Consider the following 18700-nt stretch of genomic DNA (forward strand, 5'->3'; position numbering starts at 1 on the left):
CCCTCCTCAGGCGCGGTCGGCCACCCGTTCGCCCAGCAGGCCGGAAGGCCGCACGGTGAGCGTCAGGATGAGGATGATGAAGGCGAAGATGTCGCTGTGCTGGCTGCCCAGCACGCCGCCGGTGACGTCGGCGAGGTAGCCCGCGCCCACGGCCTCGATCAGGCCCAGCAGCAGCCCGCCGACCACCGCGCCGGCCAGGTTGCCGATGCCGCCGAACACGGCTGCGGTGAAGGCCTTCAGGCCGGGGATGAAGCCCATCGCGTGCTGCGCGATGCCGTAGTTGGAGGCGTACATCACGCCGGCGATGGCGGCCAGCACGGCGCCGATGATGAAGGTGGCCGAGATCACCGTGTCGGGCCGGATGCCCATGAGCGCCGCCACGCGCGGGTTCTCGGCTGTGGCGCGCATCGCGCGGCCGAGCTTGGTGTAGTTGACCAGCCACATCAGCACGCTCAGCGAGACGGCCGTGACCGCCAGGATCATCACCTGCGTCGGCGAGATGTTGGCGCCGGCGAAGTGGATCGACTCGCTGGGCAGCAGGGTGGGATAGGCCTTGTTGGTCGGTCGCCAGATGATCATCGCCAGCGTCTGCAGCAGGATCGACATGCCGATGGCGGTGATCAGCGGCGCCAGCTTGGGACTGTTGCGCAGCGGCCGGTAGGCCACCTTCTCGATCACGAAGTTCAGCGTGGCGGCCACCACGCAGGCGATCACCAGTGCGATGAGCAGCACCAGCCAGCCGGGCGTGCCGGCCATGGACGTCTGCATCCACCCGATGATGGTCCAACTGGTCAGCGCGCCGACCATGAGCACCTCGCCGTGGGCGAAATTGATGAGGTTGATGATGCCGTACACCATGGTGTAGCCGAGGGCTATCAGGGCGTACATGCTGCCGAGGACCAGACCGTTGATGATCTGCTGCAGCAATATTTCCATAGAAGAGATCCCTATTGTTTATGCGCCCGGTGGAGGCGCTCATGACCGGCCCATGCGCCGGTCGGGCACCCAGGGCTGGCTAGCAAAAAACCCGCCAGCATGGGTGATGGGCGGGTTGGGGTGGCGGGATTTTAGTGACGCGCAAAGGCCGTTCCGGTGGGTGTCCGACACGGGTTTTCCCGGTGGACGAGGCAGCCTGTTGCGCATGCCGGCATGCCGCCCGCGCATGGCTGCAAGCGCGTATCAGCCGCCGGCCTGTTCGTCGTTGCGGCGGCGCAGTTCGCGCAGCTTGTCGGCGATGCGGATTTCCAGCCCGCGCTCGACGGGACGGTAGAAGCCCGGCGGCGCCATGCCCTCGGGCAGGTAGTTCTCGCCGGCGGCGAAGCCGCCCTCCTCGTCGTGCGCGTAGCGGTAGCCCTTGCCGTAGTCGAGCTGCTTCATCAGCTTGGTGGGGGCATTGCGCAGATGCATCGGCACCGGGCGGGAGCCATCCTGCTTGACGAAGGCCTTGGCCTCGTTGAAGGCGGCGTACACGGCGTTGGACTTGGGCGCGACGGCCAGGTAGACCACGCACTGCGCCAGCGCCAGCTCGCCCTCGGGCGAGCCCAGGCGCTCGTAGCTCTCGGCCGCGTCCAGCGCCAGGCGCAGCGCGCGCGGGTCGGCCAGGCCGATGTCCTCGCTGGCCATGCGCACCAGGCGGCGCGCCATGTAGCGCGGGTCGGCGCCGCCGTCGAGCATGCGCACGAACCAGTACAGCGCCGCGTCCGGATCGCTGCCGCGCACCGACTTGTGCAGCGCGCTGATGGTGTCGTAGAACTGCTCGCCGCCCTTGTCGTAGCGGCGCATGCGCTCACCCAGCACGCGCAGCAGCCAGGCGTCGTCGATGCGCTCGCGCCGCTCGGCGCCGGCCGCCACGGCGAGCGTCTCCAGCGTGTTCAGCAGGCGCCGGGCGTCGCCGTCGGCATAGGCGATCAGCCGGTCGAGCGCGGCGTCTTCCAGCGCGGGCACGGCGCCGATCTCCTGGGCGCGCGTCACGATCTGCCGCAGGTCGTCTTCGGCCAGCGGCTGCAGCACATAGACGGCCGCCCGCGACAGCAGCGCCGAGTTGACCTCGAAGGAGGGGTTCTCCGTGGTCGCGCCGATGAAGGTGAACAGGCCCGATTCGACGTGCGGCAGGAACGCGTCCTGCTGGCTCTTGTTGAATCGGTGCACCTCGTCGACGAAGACGATGGTGCGCTGCTGGGCGAGGCCGTCGCGGGCCAGCGTGGCGCGCTCCACCGCCTCGCGGATGTCCTTCACGCCGCCCAGCACCGCGCTGATGGGGATGAACTGGGCGTCGAAGGCGTCGGCCATCAACCGCGCGATGGTGGTCTTGCCCACGCCCGGCGGGCCCCAGAGGATGCACGAGTGCGGCTGGCCCGACTCGAAGGCGATGCGCAGCGGCATGCCCGGGCCCAGCAGGTGCTGCTGGCCGATGACCTCGCCCAGGTTGCGCGGGCGCAGGCGTTCGGCCAGGGGTTGGTGCGAGGCGGCGGGCATGGAAAGGGTTATACCGGCAGGCCGGCGGCGGGGCTCACTGCCGGATCACGTCGGCGCCCGCCGGCGGTTTGAACTGGAAGGTGTCGGCAGGCAGCGCCGGGTTGAGTTCGACCTTGGCGAAGCGCAGCACCGAGCGCTGGCCGAAGGCGTCGAGGATTTCCAGCGCCGCCAGCGCCTCGCCCTGGAAGCCGATCTGCACGCTCTGCAGTTGCGCGTCGCGCGACTTCGGCGTGGCCTTCACCCATTGCAGGCCGTCGCGCTCGGGCTGCTCCTCCAGCGTGAAGTCCGCGTCCAGCGCCCGCAGGTCGGCGGCCGAGGCGATGATCGCCGCCGGCGTCGAACCCAGCGCCTGCGCCTGGGCACGCTGCGTGACCTGGTTGAGGTCGGCGTCGTAGAGCGAGAGCGTCCTGCCGTCCGCCACGATGGTCTGGGCGAAGGGCTTGCGGTAGTCGAAGCGGAAGCGCCCGGGCCGCTGGAACTCGAAGCTGCCGGTGGAGGTCTTGGCGCGCTGCGCCTGGCCGTCCCTGGGCGGCGGCGTCACGGTCTGGGTGAACTCGGCGCGGCCGGACTTCGCGTTCTTGACGAAGGCCTCCAGGCTGTCCATGCCGCCGGCGCTGGCCGCGGCGGCCGCGGCGCCCAGGGCCAGCGCGGCGAGCAGGCGGGGAAAGCGGTTCATGCTTGTTCTGACCTTTCTAAACGGGAGATGGAGTGCCGATTGGAGCTTCGCGGCCTGCCGGCGTTGCAGCCGGCACGTTTCGCGCGGGCAAAGCAATGCAAGTGATCGTCACGCGGTTGCGGATGCAGCGCCATCGGCCCGGTCCACGGGCGCACCACCGGCCGCGTCCGACGGACGCGGCCTACTCCGGGCGTGCGGGCACCAGGATGTCACGCTTGCCGTCGGCCGTCATGGCGCTGACCAGGCCGGCGGTCTCCATGTCCTCCACCAGCCGCGCGGCGCGGTTGTAGCCGATCTTCAGGTGGCGCTGCACCAGCGAGATGCTGGCCTTGCGGTTCTTCAGCACCACCTCGACGGCCTGGTCGTACATCGGGTCCTTCTCGCCGCCGCCCTCGCCGCCCCCGAAGACGTCGCCGCCCTCGCCGTCCACCGTGCCGCCTTCGAGCACGCCCTCGATGTAGTCGGGCTCGCCCTGGCTCTTGAGGTAGGCCACCACGCGGTGCACCTCGTCGTCGGAGACGAAGGCGCCGTGCACCCGCACCGGCAGGCCGGTGCCGCTGGCCATGTAGAGCATGTCGCCCATGCCCAGCAGCGCCTCGGCGCCCATCTGGTCGAGGATGGTGCGCGAATCGATCTTGCTCGAGACCTGGAAGGCGATGCGCGTCGGGATGTTGGCCTTGATCAGGCCGGTGATCACGTCCACGCTGGGCCGCTGCGTCGCCAGGATCAGGTGGATGCCGGCGGCGCGCGCCTTCTGCGCCAGGCGGGCGATCAGCTCCTCGATCTTCTTGCCGACCACCATCATCAGGTCGGCCAGCTCGTCGATGACGACCACGATGTGCGGTTCGCGCTTGAGCGGCTCGGGGTCGTCGGGCGTGAGGCTGAAGGGGTTGTAGATGAATTCCTCGCGCGCCTTGGCCTCGTCGATCTTGGTGTTGTAGCCGGCCAGGTTGCGCACGCCCAGCTTGCTCATCAGCTTGTAGCGGCGCTCCATCTCGGCCACGCACCAGTTCAGGCCGTGCGCCGCCTGCCGCATGTCGGTGACCACCGGCGCCAGCAGGTGCGGGATGCCCTCGTAGACCGACATCTCCAGCATCTTGGGGTCGATCATCAGCAGGCGCACGTCGTTCGCCTCGGCCTTGTAGAGCAGCGAGAGGATCATCGCGTTGATCCCCACCGACTTGCCCGAGCCGGTGGTGCCGGCCACCAGCACGTGCGGCATCTTCGCCAGGTCGGCCACCACCGGGTTGCCCACGATGTCCTTGCCCAGGCCCATGGTCAGCATCGACCGGGCCTCGTTGTAGACCTGCGAGCCCAGGATCTCGCTGAGCTTGATCATCTGGCGCTTGGCGTTGGGCAGTTCCAGCGCCATGTAGTTCTTGCCGGGGATGGTCTCGATCACGCGGATCGACACCAGCGACAGCGAGCGCGCGAGGTCCTTGGCCAGGTTGACGATCTGCGAGCCCTTCACGCCGGTGGCGGGCTCGATCTCGTAGCGGGTGATGACGGGGCCGGGCGAAGCCAGCACCACGCGCACCTCGACGCCGAAGTCCTTGAGCTTCTTCTCGATCAGGCGCGAGGTCATCTCCAGCGTCTCGGGCGAGACGGTTTCCTGGCGGCCGGGGGCGGCGTCGAGCAGGTCGACCTGCGGCAGCTTGCTGTCGGGCAGTTCCTTGAACAGCGGCTTCTGCCGCTCCTTGACCACGCGGTCGCTCCGCGGCACCTCGGTCAGGGCGGGCTCGATCTGCACCGGCGGTGCCTTCTCGCGGCGCTTCGGCCGCGGCTGGGCGGCCGCCGGGTCGGCGGCATCGTCGCCCGGCACGGCGTCGTCGAGCGCATCGAAGTCGCGCTCCAGGGCGCCGACCTCCTCGCGCTCGCGGCGCGCCTGCCGGCCCAGCGCGATGTCCTGCGCGATCTCGCGCTTCTCGCGCCGCATCTCGAACAGCGAATACAGCCGCGCGCCGATGCGCTCGGCCACGTGCGCCCACGAGAAGCGGAACACCAGCGCCGAGCCGATCACGCCGGCGGCGATCGCCACCAGCGCCGAGCCGGTGAAGCCCAGCCACTTCACGCCCAGCGGGCCGACGAAGTAGCCGAGCACGCCGCCGCCGTGGCCGGGCAGCCGGAACTCCAGCCGGTACAGCCGCGACCATTCCAGGATGGCGCTGGCCGCCAGCAGCAGCAGCAGCCCGAACCAGAAGGCCAGGCGGCTGCGGTTGAAGCGCCCGCGCGGCGGCGCATCGGCGGCCGGCTCGCCGCCGCGCAGCCAGTGGGCCAGCGACGACAGCCAGACCCGCACGCCGGCGGCGAAGCACCACCAGATGGAGTAGCCGGCGAGGTAGTAGCTCGCGTCGGCCACCCAGGCGCCGAGGCGGCCGGCCCAGTTCTTGACCGCGCCGCCGCTGCCGGAGGTGGACCAGGCGGCGTCCGAGGGCGTGTAGCTGAACATCGCCAGCAGCCAGAACAGCAGCAGCGCCATGCCGGCGATGAGCGAGATCTCGTGTGCGAAGCGCATGGCGCGCACGCGCACCGGCGGCGCCTCGGCGTCCACCGGTGAATGCAGGGTATGGAGCGAATAGGTCATGGACAAGGGCTGCCGGCCCGGCTGCCATCCGGGCCACCGGCAAGCCTACAACGGAAAGAAGCCCGGCCGGTCCAGCGAACCGGCCGAGGCGTGCAAAACGGCGGTGTCCGGCAGCCTGGCCACACCGCTCACACCTTCTCAGGCCATGGTCATCAGCCGTTCCTTGACGATCACCGAACCGTCCGGCTGGGTCTGGACGAAGCCGCGCTCCTCCAGGTCCTTCATGACGCGGCTGACCATCTCGCGCGATGCGCCCACCATCTTGGCCAGATCCTGGCGCGAGATCTTCTCGCGGATCTTCAGGTTGCCGACGCCGTCGTCCTGCGCGAATTCGAGCAGCGAGCGCGCCACGCGGCCGTACACGTCCATCAACGCCAGCGACTCGATCTTGCGGTCGGCGTGGCGCAGGCGCTGCACCAGACCGCGCATGATGTTGTAGGACATGGAGGAGTTCTCGGGCAGGCAGCGCGAGAAGGCCTCACGGCCGAGCATCAGCACGTCGGTCTGGACCTCGGTGCGCACGGTGGCCGAGTGCGGCTCGTCGTCGATCAGGCTCATCTCGCCGATGTAGTCGCCCGGCTGCAGCGTGGCGAGAATGACTTCGCGGCCCCGGTTGTCGGCGCTCATCACGCGCGCCCGGCCGGTCAGGATGATGTAGAGGGCGTCGGACTTCTTGCCCTGCTCGACGATCATCTCGGCCCGCTTGAAGCGGCGCTTGATGATGGCATCGGCGATGCTGGCGGACTGTGCAGGCGTCAGCGCCGAGAACAGTGGCACGCGCCGCAGCAGCTCAAGGTTGGACAACATCGACATGCACGAACCCCCAGTGACTGATTGTTTTGTGCGTCCCTGCCCCGGCCCTCATGGCCTGAGGCAATCGCACGCATAGAAAATGACCGGACCGCCCGTCTTGAACCAGGCGGGATACTCCCGTATCTGCCTGTGAAAATGTACACGGTGCAGCCGTCTTTCTCCTAGGGTTCACAGTTTATGTCCTCTCCCCAGCACGCCCGCGTCCTCATCCTCGGCTCCGGCCCGGCCGGCTACACGGCCGCCGTCTACGCCGCCCGCGCCAACCTCCAGCCCCTGCTCATCACCGGCCTGGCCCAGGGCGGCCAGCTCATGACCACCACCGAGGTCGACAACTGGCCGGCCGACGTGCACGGCGTCCAGGGGCCGGACCTGATGCAGCGCTTCCTGGAGCACGCGGAGCGCTTCAAGACGCAGATCGTGTTCGACCACATCGGCCAGGTCGACCTCGGCAAGCGCCCGTTCACGCTCACCGGCGACAACGGCACCTACACCTGCGACACGCTGATCGTCGCCACCGGCGCGTCGGCCAAGTACCTGGGCCTGCCTTCCGAGGAGGCCTTCATGGGCCGCGGCGTCTCGGCCTGCGCCACCTGCGACGGCTTCTTCTACCGGGAGCAGGACGTGTGCGTGATCGGCGGCGGCAACACCGCCGTCGAGGAGGCGCTGTACCTGGCCAACATCGCGCGCAAGGTCACGCTGGTGCACCGGCGCGACAAGTTCCGCGCCGAGCCGATCCTGGTCGACAAGGTGATGGAGAAGGTCGCCGAGGGCAAGATCGAGCTCAAGCTGCACAGCGAGCTGGACGAGGTGCTGGGCGACGACAGCGGCGTGACGGGCATCCGCATCCGCAACGCCCAGACCGGCGCCACCGAGCAGATCGACCTGAAGGGCTGCTTCATCGCCATCGGCCACCATCCCAACACCGACATCTTCCAGGGCCAGTTGGAGATGAAGGACAACTACATCCTCACCCGCTCCGGCCTGCAGGGCTTCGCCACCATGACCAGCGTGCCCGGCGTGTTCGCGGCCGGCGACGTGCAGGACCACGTCTACCGCCAGGCCATCACCAGTGCCGGCACCGGCTGCATGGCCGCGCTGGACGCCCAGCGCTTCCTGGAGCAGGACGGGGTGCTGTAAGCCGCCTCGACGGCCTCCTCCTTGGCGGGAGGCTCGTCTTCCTGCTAGAATGCTTGGCTTTGCCGAGATTGGCACGCCTTGGGCGTTCCCGGCAGACAGGTTACCGCCACCTGCTTTCTGGCGAGGTCAGGCCGTTCGCACCCCAGCGCCCTTTTGTGAAGGGCACCCGCGCGGTGCCGGCCGTGTTCATTGAAAGAGTGTCCTCATGGCACGCGTATGTGAAGTCACGGGCAAGGGCCCGATGGTCGGGAACAACGTCTCCCACGCCAACAACAAGACCAAGCGCCGGTTCATGCCGAACCTGCAATATCGCCGCTTCTGGGTCGAGAGCGAGAACCGCTGGGTGCGCCTGCGCGTCTCCGGCGCTGCACTGCGCCTGATCGACAAGAAGGGCATCGACGTCGTGCTCGCCGACATGCGCGCGCGCGGCCAGGCCTGATTCGCCCGGCCCCATCACTGACAGGAGCACCACACCATGGCTACGAGCAAAGGCGGCCGCGAGAAGATCAAGCTGGAGTCCACCGCGGGCACCGGCCACTTCTACACCACGAGCAAGAACAAGAAGACGATGCCCGAGAAGATGTCGATCATGAAGTTCGACCCGAAGGCCCGCAAGCACGTCGAGTACAAGGAAATCAAGCTGAAGTAATTCAGCTTCTTCCCCATCAAAAAGCCCCGCATCGCGGGGCTTTTTTGTCATGGATCGCGCGAAGCAACGCGCAGCGCGATCCCTCCATGCAAAAGGCCGGATTCACTCCGGCCTTTTGCATCTGATCGAGACCCACTCTGAAGTCGCTCAGCGACTTCGGAGTGATGAGCTGTCAGGCGCGCACCGCACGCAGGCGCACGGAGAACTCCTGCAGCGCGGCGATGCCGCTGGCTTCCGCGCGGTGGCACCAAGCCGCCAGATCGGCCGCGAGTTGCTCGCGCGACTGCGAGGTGTTCATCCACATCTGGCGCAGTTCCTCGCGCATGGTGACCATCTTGTCCAGCACGGGGTGGGTGGCGCGGGCCTGGGCCAGGTGGGCGCGGGCCGCGGCCGGCACCTTGTCGTCGTCGCGGTGCAGCCAGCGCTTGGCCGCCTTGAGCACCGCCAGGTCGGCGCCCTTGCCCTGCAGCTGCGCGATCTCCTGCTTGCAGGTGCGGCGCATCTCGCGGGCGTAGCGGGCCATCACCTCGTAGCGGTTGGCGATCACGGCCTCCAGCGTCTTCTCGTCGGCCACCGGCTTCACGTCGCCCATCTGCAGGCGCGGCGGCACCTTCTTGACCTTGGCCCAGCCCACCGCCTGCATCATGCGGATATAGACCCAGCCGATGTCGAACTCGTACTTCTTGACCGAGAACTTGGCCGAGGTCGGATAGGTGTGGTGGTTGTTGTGCAGTTCCTCGCCGCCGATGATGACGCCCCATGGCGTCAGGTTGGTGCTGGCGTCGGGCGCCTCGAAGTTGCGATAGCCCCAGTAGTGGCCCAGGCCGTTGACGACGCCGGCCGCCCAGAAGGGAATCCACAGCATCTGCACCGCCCACACGGTGGCGCCGACACCGCCGAACAGGGCCAGGTTCAGGATCAGCATCAGGCCGACGCCCTGCCAGCCGAAACGGCTGTAGACGTTGCGCTCCATCCAGTCGTCGGGCGTGCCGTGGCCGAACTTCTTGAGGGTGTCCTGGTTCTTGGCCTCGGCGCGGTACAGCTCGGCACCGCGCCACATCACGGTGTCGATGCCGCGGGTCTGCGGGCTGTGCGGGTCGTCTTCCGTCTCGCACTTGGCGTGGTGCTTGCGGTGGATGGCGACCCATTCCTTGGTCACCATGCCGGTGCCGATCCAGAGCCAGAAGCGGAAGAAATGGGATGGGATGGGCCCCAGGTCCATCGCGCGGTGCGCCTGCGTGCGGTGCAGGAAGATGGTCACCGCCATGATGGTGATGTGGGTCGTGGCCAGGGTGTAGAGAACGATCTCCCACCAGGTCAGGTTCCACAGGCCATGGCCGAGCCAGTCGAGGGCCGAGCTCAGGACGGCGGAATCAGCAAACATATCGATTAACTCCAGACGGCGCGGCGAAGGCCGGCCTCAAGGTGAATCCGCTGATTTTAAGGCCGAGGGGTGTTCTCAACCCCTTGTTTTCCCTCAGAAAAATGGCGAATTCAGGGCTTTGGAGACAGCTTCAGGCGCGCCGGTTCCAGATGGCGGCAAAGAATCCGTCCGTGCCGTGCCGATGCGGCCACAGCCGCAGGTACAGCGCACCGCCCTCCCCGCCCGCGGCCAGGGAGGCGGCCTCCCGCACCTTGAGCTGCGCCAGCACCTGCCCGGCCGGCAGCGGCGCGAAGTCCCCGTGCGCCGCGCCGAAGGCCTCGGCGATGGCCTCGTTCTCCTCCCGCAGCAGGCTGCAGGTGGCGTAGACCAGCCGCCCGCCCGGCTTCACCAGCCGCGCCGCGCCGGCGAGGATGGCGGCCTGGCGCAGGGCCAGCTCGCGCACCGCCTCGGGGGTCTGGCGCCACTTGAGGTCCGGGTTGCGGCGCAGGGTGCCCAGGCCCGAGCAGGGCGCATCGACCAGCACGCGGTCGATCTTGCCGGCCAGGCGCCCGACGCGCTCGTCGCGCTCGTGCGCCAGCGCGGCGGGATGCACGTTCGCCAGGCCGCTGCGCGCCAGCCGCGGCTTGAGCGCGTCGAGCCGGTGGGCGGAGGTGTCGAAGGCGTAGAGCCGGCCGGTGTTGCGCATGGCCGCGCCCAAGGCCAGCGTCTTGCCGCCGGCGCCGGCGCAGAAGTCCACCACCATCTCGCCGCGGCGGGCGTCCGTGAGCAGGGCCAGCAGCTGCGAGCCCTCGTCCTGCACCTCGACGGCGCCGCGGGTGTAGGCATCCAGCTTCTGGATCGCCGGCTTGCCCGCCAGGCGCAGGCCCCAGGGCGAATACGGCGTTTCGCCGGCCTGCAGGCCGGCGGCAGCCAGCTCTTCGCGCACCGCCGCACGCTTGGCGGCCAGCAGGTTGACCCGCAGGTCGAGCGGCGCCGGCTGCAGCAGCGCCTCGGCCAGCGCGGGGAAATCGTCGCCGACCTGCGCCTGCAGGGCGTCGGCCAGCCAGTCCGGCAGGTTGTGCCGATGCGGCGCCGACAGCGCGTCGGGCGGCACGGCGTCGCAGGCCTCCAGCCAGCGCGCCTCGGGCTCGGTCAGCGCGCCGCGCAGGAACTCCCTCGCGCCGGGGAAGCCGAGGATCGCCAGGCGGCGCTCGCGCGGACCGCTGCCCGAGCGGGCCAGGTGCTCGAACAGGCGCCTGCGCCGCAGCACGGCATAGACGGTCTCGGTCAGCGTGGCGCGTTCGCGCGGCCCCAGTTGACGATGCTCGCGGAAGTAGCGCGAGACCACCGCGTCGGCGGGGTGGTCGAAGGCCATCACCTGCGCCACCAGTTGGGCGCAGGCGTCGAGCAGGGCACGGGGATGCATGTCAGTGCCGCTCGACCGCCCGGAGGCACGGACGTGCCCCCTCGGGAGGCAGCGATACGCGAAGCGATGGGCGTGGGAGCTGTGTCATTTCAGCCGCAGCCCAGCGCCTTGACGCGGTTGCGGTCCGTGAGCTGCACGCTCAGCCGCGTGGGGTTGAATTCCATGGTCGCGGGCTGGCCCGGCTTCAGCGCCCGCACCACCTGCGCGTTGGCACGGTGGCGCAGGGCCGCCTCCAGTTCGGGCGTGTAGGGCTGGCCGATGGCGAACTGTGCGCCGGCCGCGTCGCACAGGGGCGGCGGGGGCTCCGGCGGCGCCGCGGGAGCGGAAGGCGGCGCGGGCGGCGGCGGTGGCGGTGCGGCGCATCCGGCCAGCGCGACGGCGGCCAGCAGGGGAATCAGAGCGATCCGGCGGTGCATCGGGTGCATACGGGTTCCTTGGTCGGAATAGGAAGGAGAGAAGTCACGCGGCCGGCTGCGCGGCGACCTGCGCCTCCAGCCAGCCGGCGATGGCGCGCGGGTAGAGGCGATGCTCCTGCGACAGCACGCGCTGCGCCAGCGCCTGCGGCGTGTCGCCGGGCAGCACCGGCACCACGGCCTGGGCCAGGATAGGCCCGTGGTCCAGTTCGGTCGTGACCTGGTGCACCGTCGCGCCGGCCACGGTGCAGCCGGCCTCGATGGCGCGCCGGTGCGTGTCCAGGCCCGGGAAGGCGGGCAGCAGCGAGGGATGGATGTTGACCAGCCGGCCGGCGTAGCGCTGCACGAAACCCGGTGTGAGGATGCGCATGAAGCCGGCCAGCACCACCAGCGCCGGGCGATGCGCGTCGATGCGCTCGGCCAGGGCGGCGTCGAAGTCCTCGCGGCTGGCGAAGTCCTGGTGGCGCACGACGGCGGTGTCGATGCCCTGCGCACGCGCGAAGACGAGGCCCGCGGCGTCCGGCCGGTTGCTCAGCACCAGCGACACGCGGGCGCCGTAGCGCGCCTGCCAGCGCTGCGCCTGCGCCGCCCGCACGATGGCCGCCATGTTGGAGCCGGTGCCGGAAATGAGGATGACCAGGGGACGGTCGGCGCGGCCCGTCATCGGCGGATCTGCGCGGCGCAGGCCGCGCCCGGACGGGGAGTGAAACGATGGCGCGAGGGATGCATACTGGCCGCGGATTATCCCGTGTCGCCCGGCGGACTCGACCGCGCGAACGACCGTGCTAAAAACCTCCGCTTCTCTGGAGACACCCCATGGATTTGGCCTTTACCCCCGAAGAACAGAAGTTCCGCGAGGACGTCCGCGCCTGGGTCGCGGAACACCTGCCCAAGGAGACTGCCCGCAAGGTGCACAACGCGCTGGAACTGACGCGCGAGGACATCCAGGGCTGGGCGAAGATCCTCGGCAAGAAGGGCTGGCTCGGCTACGGCTGGCCCAAGGAGTTCGGCGGCCCCGGCTGGACCGCCGTGCAGCGCCACCTGTTCGAGGAAGAGTGCGCCCTGGCCGGCGCGCCGCGCATCATTCCCTTCGGACCGGTGATGGTGGCGCCGGTGATCATGGCCTTCGGCTCGCCCGAGCAGCAGAAGCGCTTCCTGCCCGGCATCGCCAGCGGCGAGGTGTGGTGGAGCCAGGGCTACAGCGAGCCGGGCTCCGGCTCCGACCTGGCCTCGCTGCGCACCCGCGCCGAGCGCAAGGGCGACAAGTACGTCATCAACGGCCAGAAGACCTGGACCACGCTCGGCCAGTACGGCGACTGGATGTTCAACCTGGTGCGCACCAGCACCGAGGGCAAGCCGCAGACGGGCATCAGCTTCATCGTGCTCGACATGAAGTCGCCCGGCGTCACGGTGCGCCCCATCAAGCTGATGGACGGCGGCTTCGAGGTCAACGACGTGTTCTTCGACAACGTCGAGGTGCCGGCCGAGAACCTGATCGGCGAGGAGAACAAGGGCTGGACCTACGCCAAGCACCTGCTCAGCCACGAGCGCACCAACATCGCCGACGTGAACCGCGCCAAGCGCGAGCTGGAGCGCCTCAAGCGCATCGCCAAGGCCGAGGGCGTGTGGGACGACCTGCGCTTCCGCGACGAGATCGCCAGGCTGGAGGTGGACATCGTCGCGCTGGAGATGCTCGTGCTGCGCGTGCTCTCGGCCGCCACCTCGGGCAAGAACTCGCTGGACATCGCCGGCCTGCTCAAGATCAAGGGCAGCGAGATCCAGCAGCGCTACTCGGAACTGATGATGCTCGCCGGCGGCCCCTTCTCGCTGCCGCTGATCCGCGAGGCCATGCATGCCGGCTGGCAGGGCGACTTCCCCGGCGGCAACCCGACGCTGGCGCCGCTGGCCTCGACCTACTTCAACATGCGCAAGACCACCATCTACGGCGGCTCCAACGAAGTTCAACGCAACATCGTGGCGCAGACCGTGCTGGGCTGACAGGAGAGACAGGACATGGACTTCGATTTTTCCGACGACCAGCAGCAGTTGCGCGACGCCGTCGCCAAGTGGGTGGACAAGGGCTACAGCTTCGAGCGCCGCCGCGCCATCGAGGACGCCGGCGGCTTCTCGCGCGAGGCCTGGGACGAACTGGCCGAACTGGGCCTGGGCGGCCTGCTGATCCCCGAGGACGACGGCGGCCTGGGCATGGGCGCGGTCGAGATGATGGTGGTGATGGAAGAGCTGGGCCGCGGCATCGTGCTCGAGCCGCTGGCGCAGTCCTTCATCGCCGGCGCCGTGCTGGCCGGCCATGCCGACGAGGCCACGCGCACCGAATGGCTGCCGCGCATCGCCGGCGGCCAGGCCCTGGTGGTGCTGGCGCAGCAGGAGAAGAAGGCACGCTACAGGCTCGACGTGTGCGAGGCGCAGGCCGCCAAGGCGGGCAGCGGCTACACGGTCACCGGCGCCAAGAGCGTGGTGCCGGCCGGCGACCAGGCCGATGCCTACCTGGTGCCCGCCCGGCTCGACGGGAAGATCGCCCTCTTCCTCGTGCCGCGGTCCGAGGACGGCGTGGCCGCCCGCGGCTACGGCACGCAGGACGGCAGCCGCGCGGCCGAGGTCGTGTTCGACAAGGCGGCCGCCGCGCTGGTCGCGGCCGACGGCCTGCCGGTGCTGGAGCATGCGGTGGACATCGGCATCGCCGCCGCCTGCGCCGAGGGCGTGGGCGCGATGGACAAGATGCTGGCGCTGACCGTCGAATACCTCAACACCCGCAAGCAGTTCGGTGTGCTGATCGGCAGCTTCCAGGCGCTGCGCCACCGCGCGGCCGACATGAAGATGCAACTGGAGCTGGCGCGCTCGATGAGCTACTACGCCAACCTCAAGCTGGGCGCTCCGGCCGCCGAGCGCCGCCAGGCCGCGGCGCGCGCCAAGTACCAGCTCGGCGTGTCGATGCGCTTCGTCAGCCAGTCGGCTGTGCAGATGCACGGCGGCATCGGCGTGACCGACGAGTACGTCGGCAGTCACTACTTCCGCAAGCTCACGCAGATGGAGATGACCTACGGCGACACGCTGCACCACCTGAGCGAGGTGTCGGCCCGCATGCAGGACACGGCCGGCGTCTTCGCCTGAGGCCGCGCTTCGACGAACGACGCACCGCGCCCGCCGGCACCGCGCCGGCGGGCGTTTTTGTTTATAAGGCAGGCTTCAGGAGACACGTCCCATGACCCAGCGCAGACAACTCGTGATCGGCGCGCCCGCCCTGCTCGCCCTTGCCGCCTGTTCCACCATGCCTGCCTCGAACGACCGTCCGCCCATCGTCTTCGTGCACGGCAACGGCGACTCGGCGGCGCTGTGGCAGACGACGATCTGGCGCTTCGAGTCCAACGGCTGGCCGCGCAACCGCCTGTTCGCCTTCGACCAGCCGATGCCCCTGGCGCGCGACGACGACGCGGCGGCCCAGCCGGGGCGCAGCTCGACTGCCGAGTCCATGGCCTTCCTCAAGGCGCAGGTGCGTCGCGTGATGGACGCGACGGGCGCCGCCAGGGTGATCCTGATCGGCAATTCGCGCGGCGGCAACACGATCCGCAACTACGTGCAGAACGGCGGCGGGGCGGCGCACGTGAGCCACGTGGTGCTGGGCGGCAACCCGGCGCACGGCATCTGGGCCGTGCCGGGCCTGCGCGAAGGCAGCGAGTTCTCGGGCCTGTCGCCCTTCATGAAGCAGCTCAACGCGCCCAAGGGGCCGAACGGCGACGAGGTCACGCCCGGCGTGCAGTGGCTCACCCTGCGTTCGGACAACAACGACAAGTACGCGCAGCCCGAGGGCACCTGGATCGGCGCACCCGGCAAGCCCACGAACGTCGGCCACGACGGGCCGGCCCTCAGGGGCGCGACCAACGTGGTGCTGCCCGGCGTGGACCACCGCGAGACCTCCTTCTCGCCGGCCGCCTTCGCCGCCGCGTGGCGCTTCCTCACCGGCCAGGCGCCGCAGCGCACCGACATCGCGCCCGAGGCGGAAGTGGTGCTCGACGGCCGCCTGACCGGCCTGGGGCTGGACAGCAACAACCCCGCGAGCGGCGACTTCGCCAACAACCTGCCGGTCGTCGGCGCGCGGCTGGCCGTCTACGCCGTCGACCCCGCCACCGGCGCGCGCCGGGGCGAGGCGGTGTGGCACAAGGTCATCGGCCCGGACGGCCGCTGGGGGCCGTTCACCGGCCGCAGCGCCGCGAGCTACGAATTCGAGATCAGCGCGCCCGGATACGCCACCACGCACGTCTACCGCAGCCCCTTCCCGCGCTCGAGCAGCGTCGTCAACGTGCGCCCCGAGCGGCCGGCCGCGGCAGACCGCGACGCGAAAGCGCTGGTCATCTTCACCCGCCCGCGCGGCTACTTCGACGCCCGGCGCGACCGCATGCGCCTGGACGGGCAGGCGGCCCTGCCCGGCGTGCCGCCCAGCGGCGCCGGCATCGCCACCAGCCGGTTGCGGCTGGCCAGCGACGTGCAGCGCAGCGTGGTCGGCGAATTCAACGGCGAGCACATCGCCGGCCTGACCTGGCCCTTCGCCGGCGGGCACCTGAGCGTGCTCGAACTGACGTACTGAGCCGGAGGCCCCGATGCGCAGCGAACCCGTCCTGATCGAGACGCGCGATGCACGCGGCGTCACCACACTGACGCTGAACCGGCCGCAGGCCTTCAATGCGCTGTCGGAAGAACTGATCGCCGAGCTGCATGCGACGGCCGAGCGCCTGCAGCGGGACGAGACCCTGCGCGCCGTCGTGATCGCCGGCACGGGCCGCGCCTTCTGCGCCGGCCATGACCTGCGGCAGATGCGCGCCACGCCGCGCGAGGCGTACTACCGGGACCTGTTCGCCCGCTGCAGCGCCATGATGCTGGCCCTGCACGCCCTGCCGGTGCCGGTGATCGCACGCGTGCACGGCATCGCCACCGCGGCCGGCTGCCAGTTGGTGGCGCTGTGCGACCTGGCGGTGGCGTCGAGCGAGGCGCGCTTCGCCACCAGCGGCATCGACATCGGCCTGTTCTGCGCCACGCCCAGCGTCACGCTGTCGCGCAACGTCGGCCGCAAGGCGGCCTTCGAGATGCTGGTGACGGGCGACTTCATCGACGCCGAGACCGCGCGCCGGCGCGGCCTGGTCAACCGCGTGGCCGCGCCCGACGCCCTCGACGCGGAAGTCGAGGCGCTGCTGGCACGCATCCTCGACAAGCCGCGCGTCGCGCTGGAACTGGGCAAGGCGCTGTTCTACCGCCAGATCGAAGCCGGCCTGCCCGATGCGCTGGCCGACGCCAGCCGCACGATGGCCTGCAACATGGCGCACGAGACGGCGCTGGAAGGCGTGCAGGCCTTCATCGACAAGCGCCCGCCCGGCTGGCGGAGCTGAGCCCGGCCTACCCGTGCAGCCGCGAGTTGCGCGGCAGATGCGCCATCAGGAACTCCATCTGGTCCGCCAGGATGCGGCGGTTGCGCAGGATGAAGTCTTCCCACAGGCTGGGCACGTAGGGCGTGTACAGCAGCGGCATGCCGGCCTGCTCGGGCGTGCGGCTGCTCTTGCGGTGGTTGCAGGGACGGCAGGCGGTGACCACGTTCATCCAGTGGTCCACCCCGTTCTGCGCGAAGGGCACGATGTGCTCGCGCGTGAGCTCTTCCTCGTGGAAGTGGCCGCCGCAATAGGCGCAGATGTTGCGGTCGCGGGCGAAGAGCTTGCTGTTGGTCAGGCCCGGGCGCAGGCTGAAGGGGCTGATGCGCGGCACGCCCTTGGTGCCGATGATGCTGGCCACCGCGATCTGCGACTGCGCGCCCGTGACGGCGTTGTGCCCGCCGCGGAACAGGGCCACCTGGCCGCCGGCCTCCCAGCGCACTTCGTCCGCCGCGTAGTGGGTCACCGCCTGCTCCAGCGAGATCCACGACTGCGGCAGCCCCTGGGCCGACAGCTTCAACACCTTCACCACACAAGCCTCCTCTCGAAACAAGAAAAGAACCGACGGGAATGCATGCATCGCTGGGATCCGATGCAACGATCGCGCCACAATATAACGCGTTCATGACATTCCGGCTGCGAACCCCCGCCAGGCGTACGCGAGCCGCTATCAAAAAACAAGCATGCAGATATTCCGTGGCTTCCGGCATCCGGGCGTGGCGCCCGCCTGCGCCCTGACGATCGGCAACTTCGACGGCGTCCACCGCGGCCACCAGGCCATGCTGGCGCTGCTGAACACCGAGGCGCGCCATCGCGGCCTGTCCAGTTGCGTGCTCACCTTCGAGCCGCACCCGCGCGACTACTTCGCCGGCGTGACGAAGAAGCCCGAACTCGCGCCGGCGCGCATCGCCACCCTGCGCGACAAGCTGACGGAACTGGCCGCCAACGACGTCGCGCAGACCATCGTGCTGCCCTTCGACGCCGTACTGGCCAGCCAGCCGCCGCAGCAGTTCATCCGCGACGTGCTGATCGAGGGCCTGGGCGCGCGCTACGTGCTGGTGGGCGACGACTTCCGCTTCGGCGCCAAGCGCGCGGGCGACTACGCCATGCTCGACGCGGCCGGCCAGGTGCACGGCTTCGACGTGGCACGGATGAACAGCTACGAAGTCCAGAATTTGCGGGTGTCCAGCTCGGCCGTGCGCGAGGCGCTGGCCGAGGGCCGCATGGCGGACGCCGCCGCGCTGCTGGGCCGGCCCTACTCCATCTCGGGCCACGTGGTGCACGGGCGCAAGCTGGGCCGCGCGCTGGGCGCCAGCGCGCCGGGCGGCAGCGATGGCTTCCGCACCCTCAACCTGCGCTTCAAGCACTGGAAGCCGGCCGCCAGCGGCATCTTCGCCGTGCAGGTGCACGGGCTGGCCGAACAGCCCCTGCCCGGCGTGGCCAACCTGGGCGTGCGGCCCTCGCTGGACGCCAACGACGTCAACGGCGGCCGGGTGCTGCTGGAGACGCACTGCCTGGAATGGCCCGCCGGCCTGGGCGAGGAAGGGGCCTACGGTAAAATCATCCGGGTGGACCTGCTGCACAAACTGCACGACGAGCTGCGCTACACGAGCCTGGAAGCCCTGACCGCGGGCATCGCCAAGGATCGCGACGACGCGCGCCGCTTCTTCGCGTCCACCCATGCCGAGACGCGGCGGCAGACCACCCGCGACCGAATTTAGCCCCCGCACGC

The 18700-nt window shown here is 69.6% G+C and carries 18 protein-coding genes; 8 read left to right on the top strand and 10 right to left on the bottom strand.

Annotated elements, in window-relative coordinates:
* Positions 1-6: 6 nt before the first annotated feature.
* The 5 genes from ACIY1X_RS01720 to ACIY1X_RS01740 form a co-directional block, all read right to left on the bottom strand.
* On the bottom strand, positions 7-936 hold the full coding sequence (locus ACIY1X_RS01720; RefSeq protein WP_038206818.1) for a branched-chain amino acid ABC transporter permease: 930 nt from the start codon (positions 934-936) through the stop codon (positions 7-9).
* A 243-nt stretch (positions 937-1179) separates the two neighbouring features.
* The gene (locus ACIY1X_RS01725) at positions 1180-2475 is read right to left on the bottom strand and encodes a replication-associated recombination protein A (protein ID WP_399677528.1); all 1296 of its coding nucleotides are present in this window, start codon (positions 2473-2475) and stop codon (positions 1180-1182) included.
* Positions 2476-2509: 34 nt separating this feature from the next.
* Positions 2510-3151: an outer membrane lipoprotein chaperone LolA gene (lolA, locus tag ACIY1X_RS01730; protein ID WP_399677529.1), complete on the bottom strand. Its 642-nt coding sequence runs from the start codon at positions 3149-3151 to the stop codon at positions 2510-2512.
* Positions 3152-3332: 181 nt separating this feature from the next.
* A complete protein-coding gene (locus ACIY1X_RS01735) occupies positions 3333-5735 on the bottom strand; it encodes a DNA translocase FtsK (protein WP_399677530.1) in 2403 nt (800 codons plus the stop codon).
* A gap of 138 nt (positions 5736-5873) precedes the next feature.
* Complete coding sequence (locus ACIY1X_RS01740) at positions 5874-6548, bottom strand: Crp/Fnr family transcriptional regulator (protein WP_038206833.1); 675 nt, start codon at positions 6546-6548, stop codon at positions 5874-5876.
* A gap of 177 nt (positions 6549-6725) precedes the next feature.
* Here ACIY1X_RS01740 and trxB point away from each other — a divergent pair, with 177 nt between their 5' ends.
* From trxB to rpmG, 3 genes are all read left to right on the top strand, one after another.
* Positions 6726-7685, top strand: a complete 960-nt coding sequence (trxB, locus tag ACIY1X_RS01745) for a thioredoxin-disulfide reductase (protein WP_399677532.1) — start codon at positions 6726-6728, stop codon at positions 7683-7685.
* Positions 7686-7890: 205 nt separating this feature from the next.
* The gene (gene rpmB / locus ACIY1X_RS01750; protein WP_038206842.1) at positions 7891-8124 is read left to right on the top strand and encodes a 50S ribosomal protein L28; all 234 of its coding nucleotides are present in this window, start codon (positions 7891-7893) and stop codon (positions 8122-8124) included.
* Positions 8125-8160: 36 nt separating this feature from the next.
* Positions 8161-8334 (top strand): 50S ribosomal protein L33, encoded by a 174-nt coding sequence (rpmG, locus tag ACIY1X_RS01755; protein ID WP_007830291.1) that lies wholly within the window; start codon positions 8161-8163, stop codon positions 8332-8334.
* A gap of 172 nt (positions 8335-8506) precedes the next feature.
* Here the strand turns inward: rpmG and ACIY1X_RS01760 are convergent, their stop codons facing one another.
* The 4 genes from ACIY1X_RS01760 to purN all read right to left on the bottom strand — a co-directional run bounded on the left by ACIY1X_RS01760 (position 8507) and on the right by purN (position 12200).
* The gene (locus ACIY1X_RS01760; protein ID WP_038206858.1) at positions 8507-9718 is read right to left on the bottom strand and encodes a fatty acid desaturase; all 1212 of its coding nucleotides are present in this window, start codon (positions 9716-9718) and stop codon (positions 8507-8509) included.
* A gap of 130 nt (positions 9719-9848) precedes the next feature.
* Entirely contained in the window at positions 9849-11123 is a 1275-nt protein-coding gene (locus tag ACIY1X_RS01765; protein WP_399677534.1) for an RsmB/NOP family class I SAM-dependent RNA methyltransferase, read from the bottom strand.
* Positions 11124-11212: 89 nt separating this feature from the next.
* Positions 11213-11548: an I78 family peptidase inhibitor gene (locus ACIY1X_RS01770; RefSeq protein ID WP_399677536.1), complete on the bottom strand. Its 336-nt coding sequence runs from the start codon at positions 11546-11548 to the stop codon at positions 11213-11215.
* 34 nt (positions 11549-11582) lie between these two features.
* Positions 11583-12200 carry a phosphoribosylglycinamide formyltransferase gene (gene purN, locus ACIY1X_RS01775; RefSeq protein WP_399677538.1) on the bottom strand — a complete coding sequence of 206 codons (618 nt, stop codon included), beginning with the start codon at positions 12198-12200 and terminating at the stop codon, positions 11583-11585.
* Between the two features lie 152 nt (positions 12201-12352).
* Between purN and ACIY1X_RS01780 the strand changes: the two genes are divergently transcribed.
* The 4 genes from ACIY1X_RS01780 to ACIY1X_RS01795 all read left to right on the top strand — a co-directional run bounded on the left by ACIY1X_RS01780 (position 12353) and on the right by ACIY1X_RS01795 (position 16932).
* The gene (locus ACIY1X_RS01780; protein WP_399677540.1) at positions 12353-13534 is read left to right on the top strand and encodes an acyl-CoA dehydrogenase family protein; all 1182 of its coding nucleotides are present in this window, start codon (positions 12353-12355) and stop codon (positions 13532-13534) included.
* A 15-nt stretch (positions 13535-13549) separates the two neighbouring features.
* Positions 13550-14665 carry an acyl-CoA dehydrogenase family protein gene (locus ACIY1X_RS01785; protein ID WP_399677542.1) on the top strand — a complete coding sequence of 372 codons (1116 nt, stop codon included), beginning with the start codon at positions 13550-13552 and terminating at the stop codon, positions 14663-14665.
* Positions 14666-14756: 91 nt separating this feature from the next.
* Positions 14757-16136, top strand: coding sequence for an alpha/beta fold hydrolase (locus tag ACIY1X_RS01790; protein WP_399677544.1), 1380 nt, complete (start codon positions 14757-14759; stop codon positions 16134-16136).
* 13 nt (positions 16137-16149) lie between these two features.
* Entirely contained in the window at positions 16150-16932 is a 783-nt protein-coding gene (locus tag ACIY1X_RS01795; protein ID WP_399677546.1) for an enoyl-CoA hydratase, read from the top strand.
* Positions 16933-16939: 7 nt separating this feature from the next.
* On the opposite strand, the gene ACIY1X_RS01800 is transcribed toward ACIY1X_RS01795, so the two are convergent.
* Positions 16940-17497 (bottom strand): HNH endonuclease, encoded by a 558-nt coding sequence (locus tag ACIY1X_RS01800; RefSeq protein ID WP_038207032.1) that lies wholly within the window; start codon positions 17495-17497, stop codon positions 16940-16942.
* Positions 17498-17651: 154 nt separating this feature from the next.
* Here ACIY1X_RS01800 and ACIY1X_RS01805 point away from each other — a divergent pair, with 154 nt between their 5' ends.
* Positions 17652-18689 (top strand): bifunctional riboflavin kinase/FAD synthetase, encoded by a 1038-nt coding sequence (locus ACIY1X_RS01805; protein WP_399677548.1) that lies wholly within the window; start codon positions 17652-17654, stop codon positions 18687-18689.
* The last annotated feature ends 11 nt before the right edge of the window (positions 18690-18700 follow it).

The organism is Xenophilus sp. (assembly GCF_044462705.1).
Taxonomy (GTDB): domain Bacteria; phylum Pseudomonadota; class Gammaproteobacteria; order Burkholderiales; family Burkholderiaceae_C; genus Xenophilus; species Xenophilus azovorans.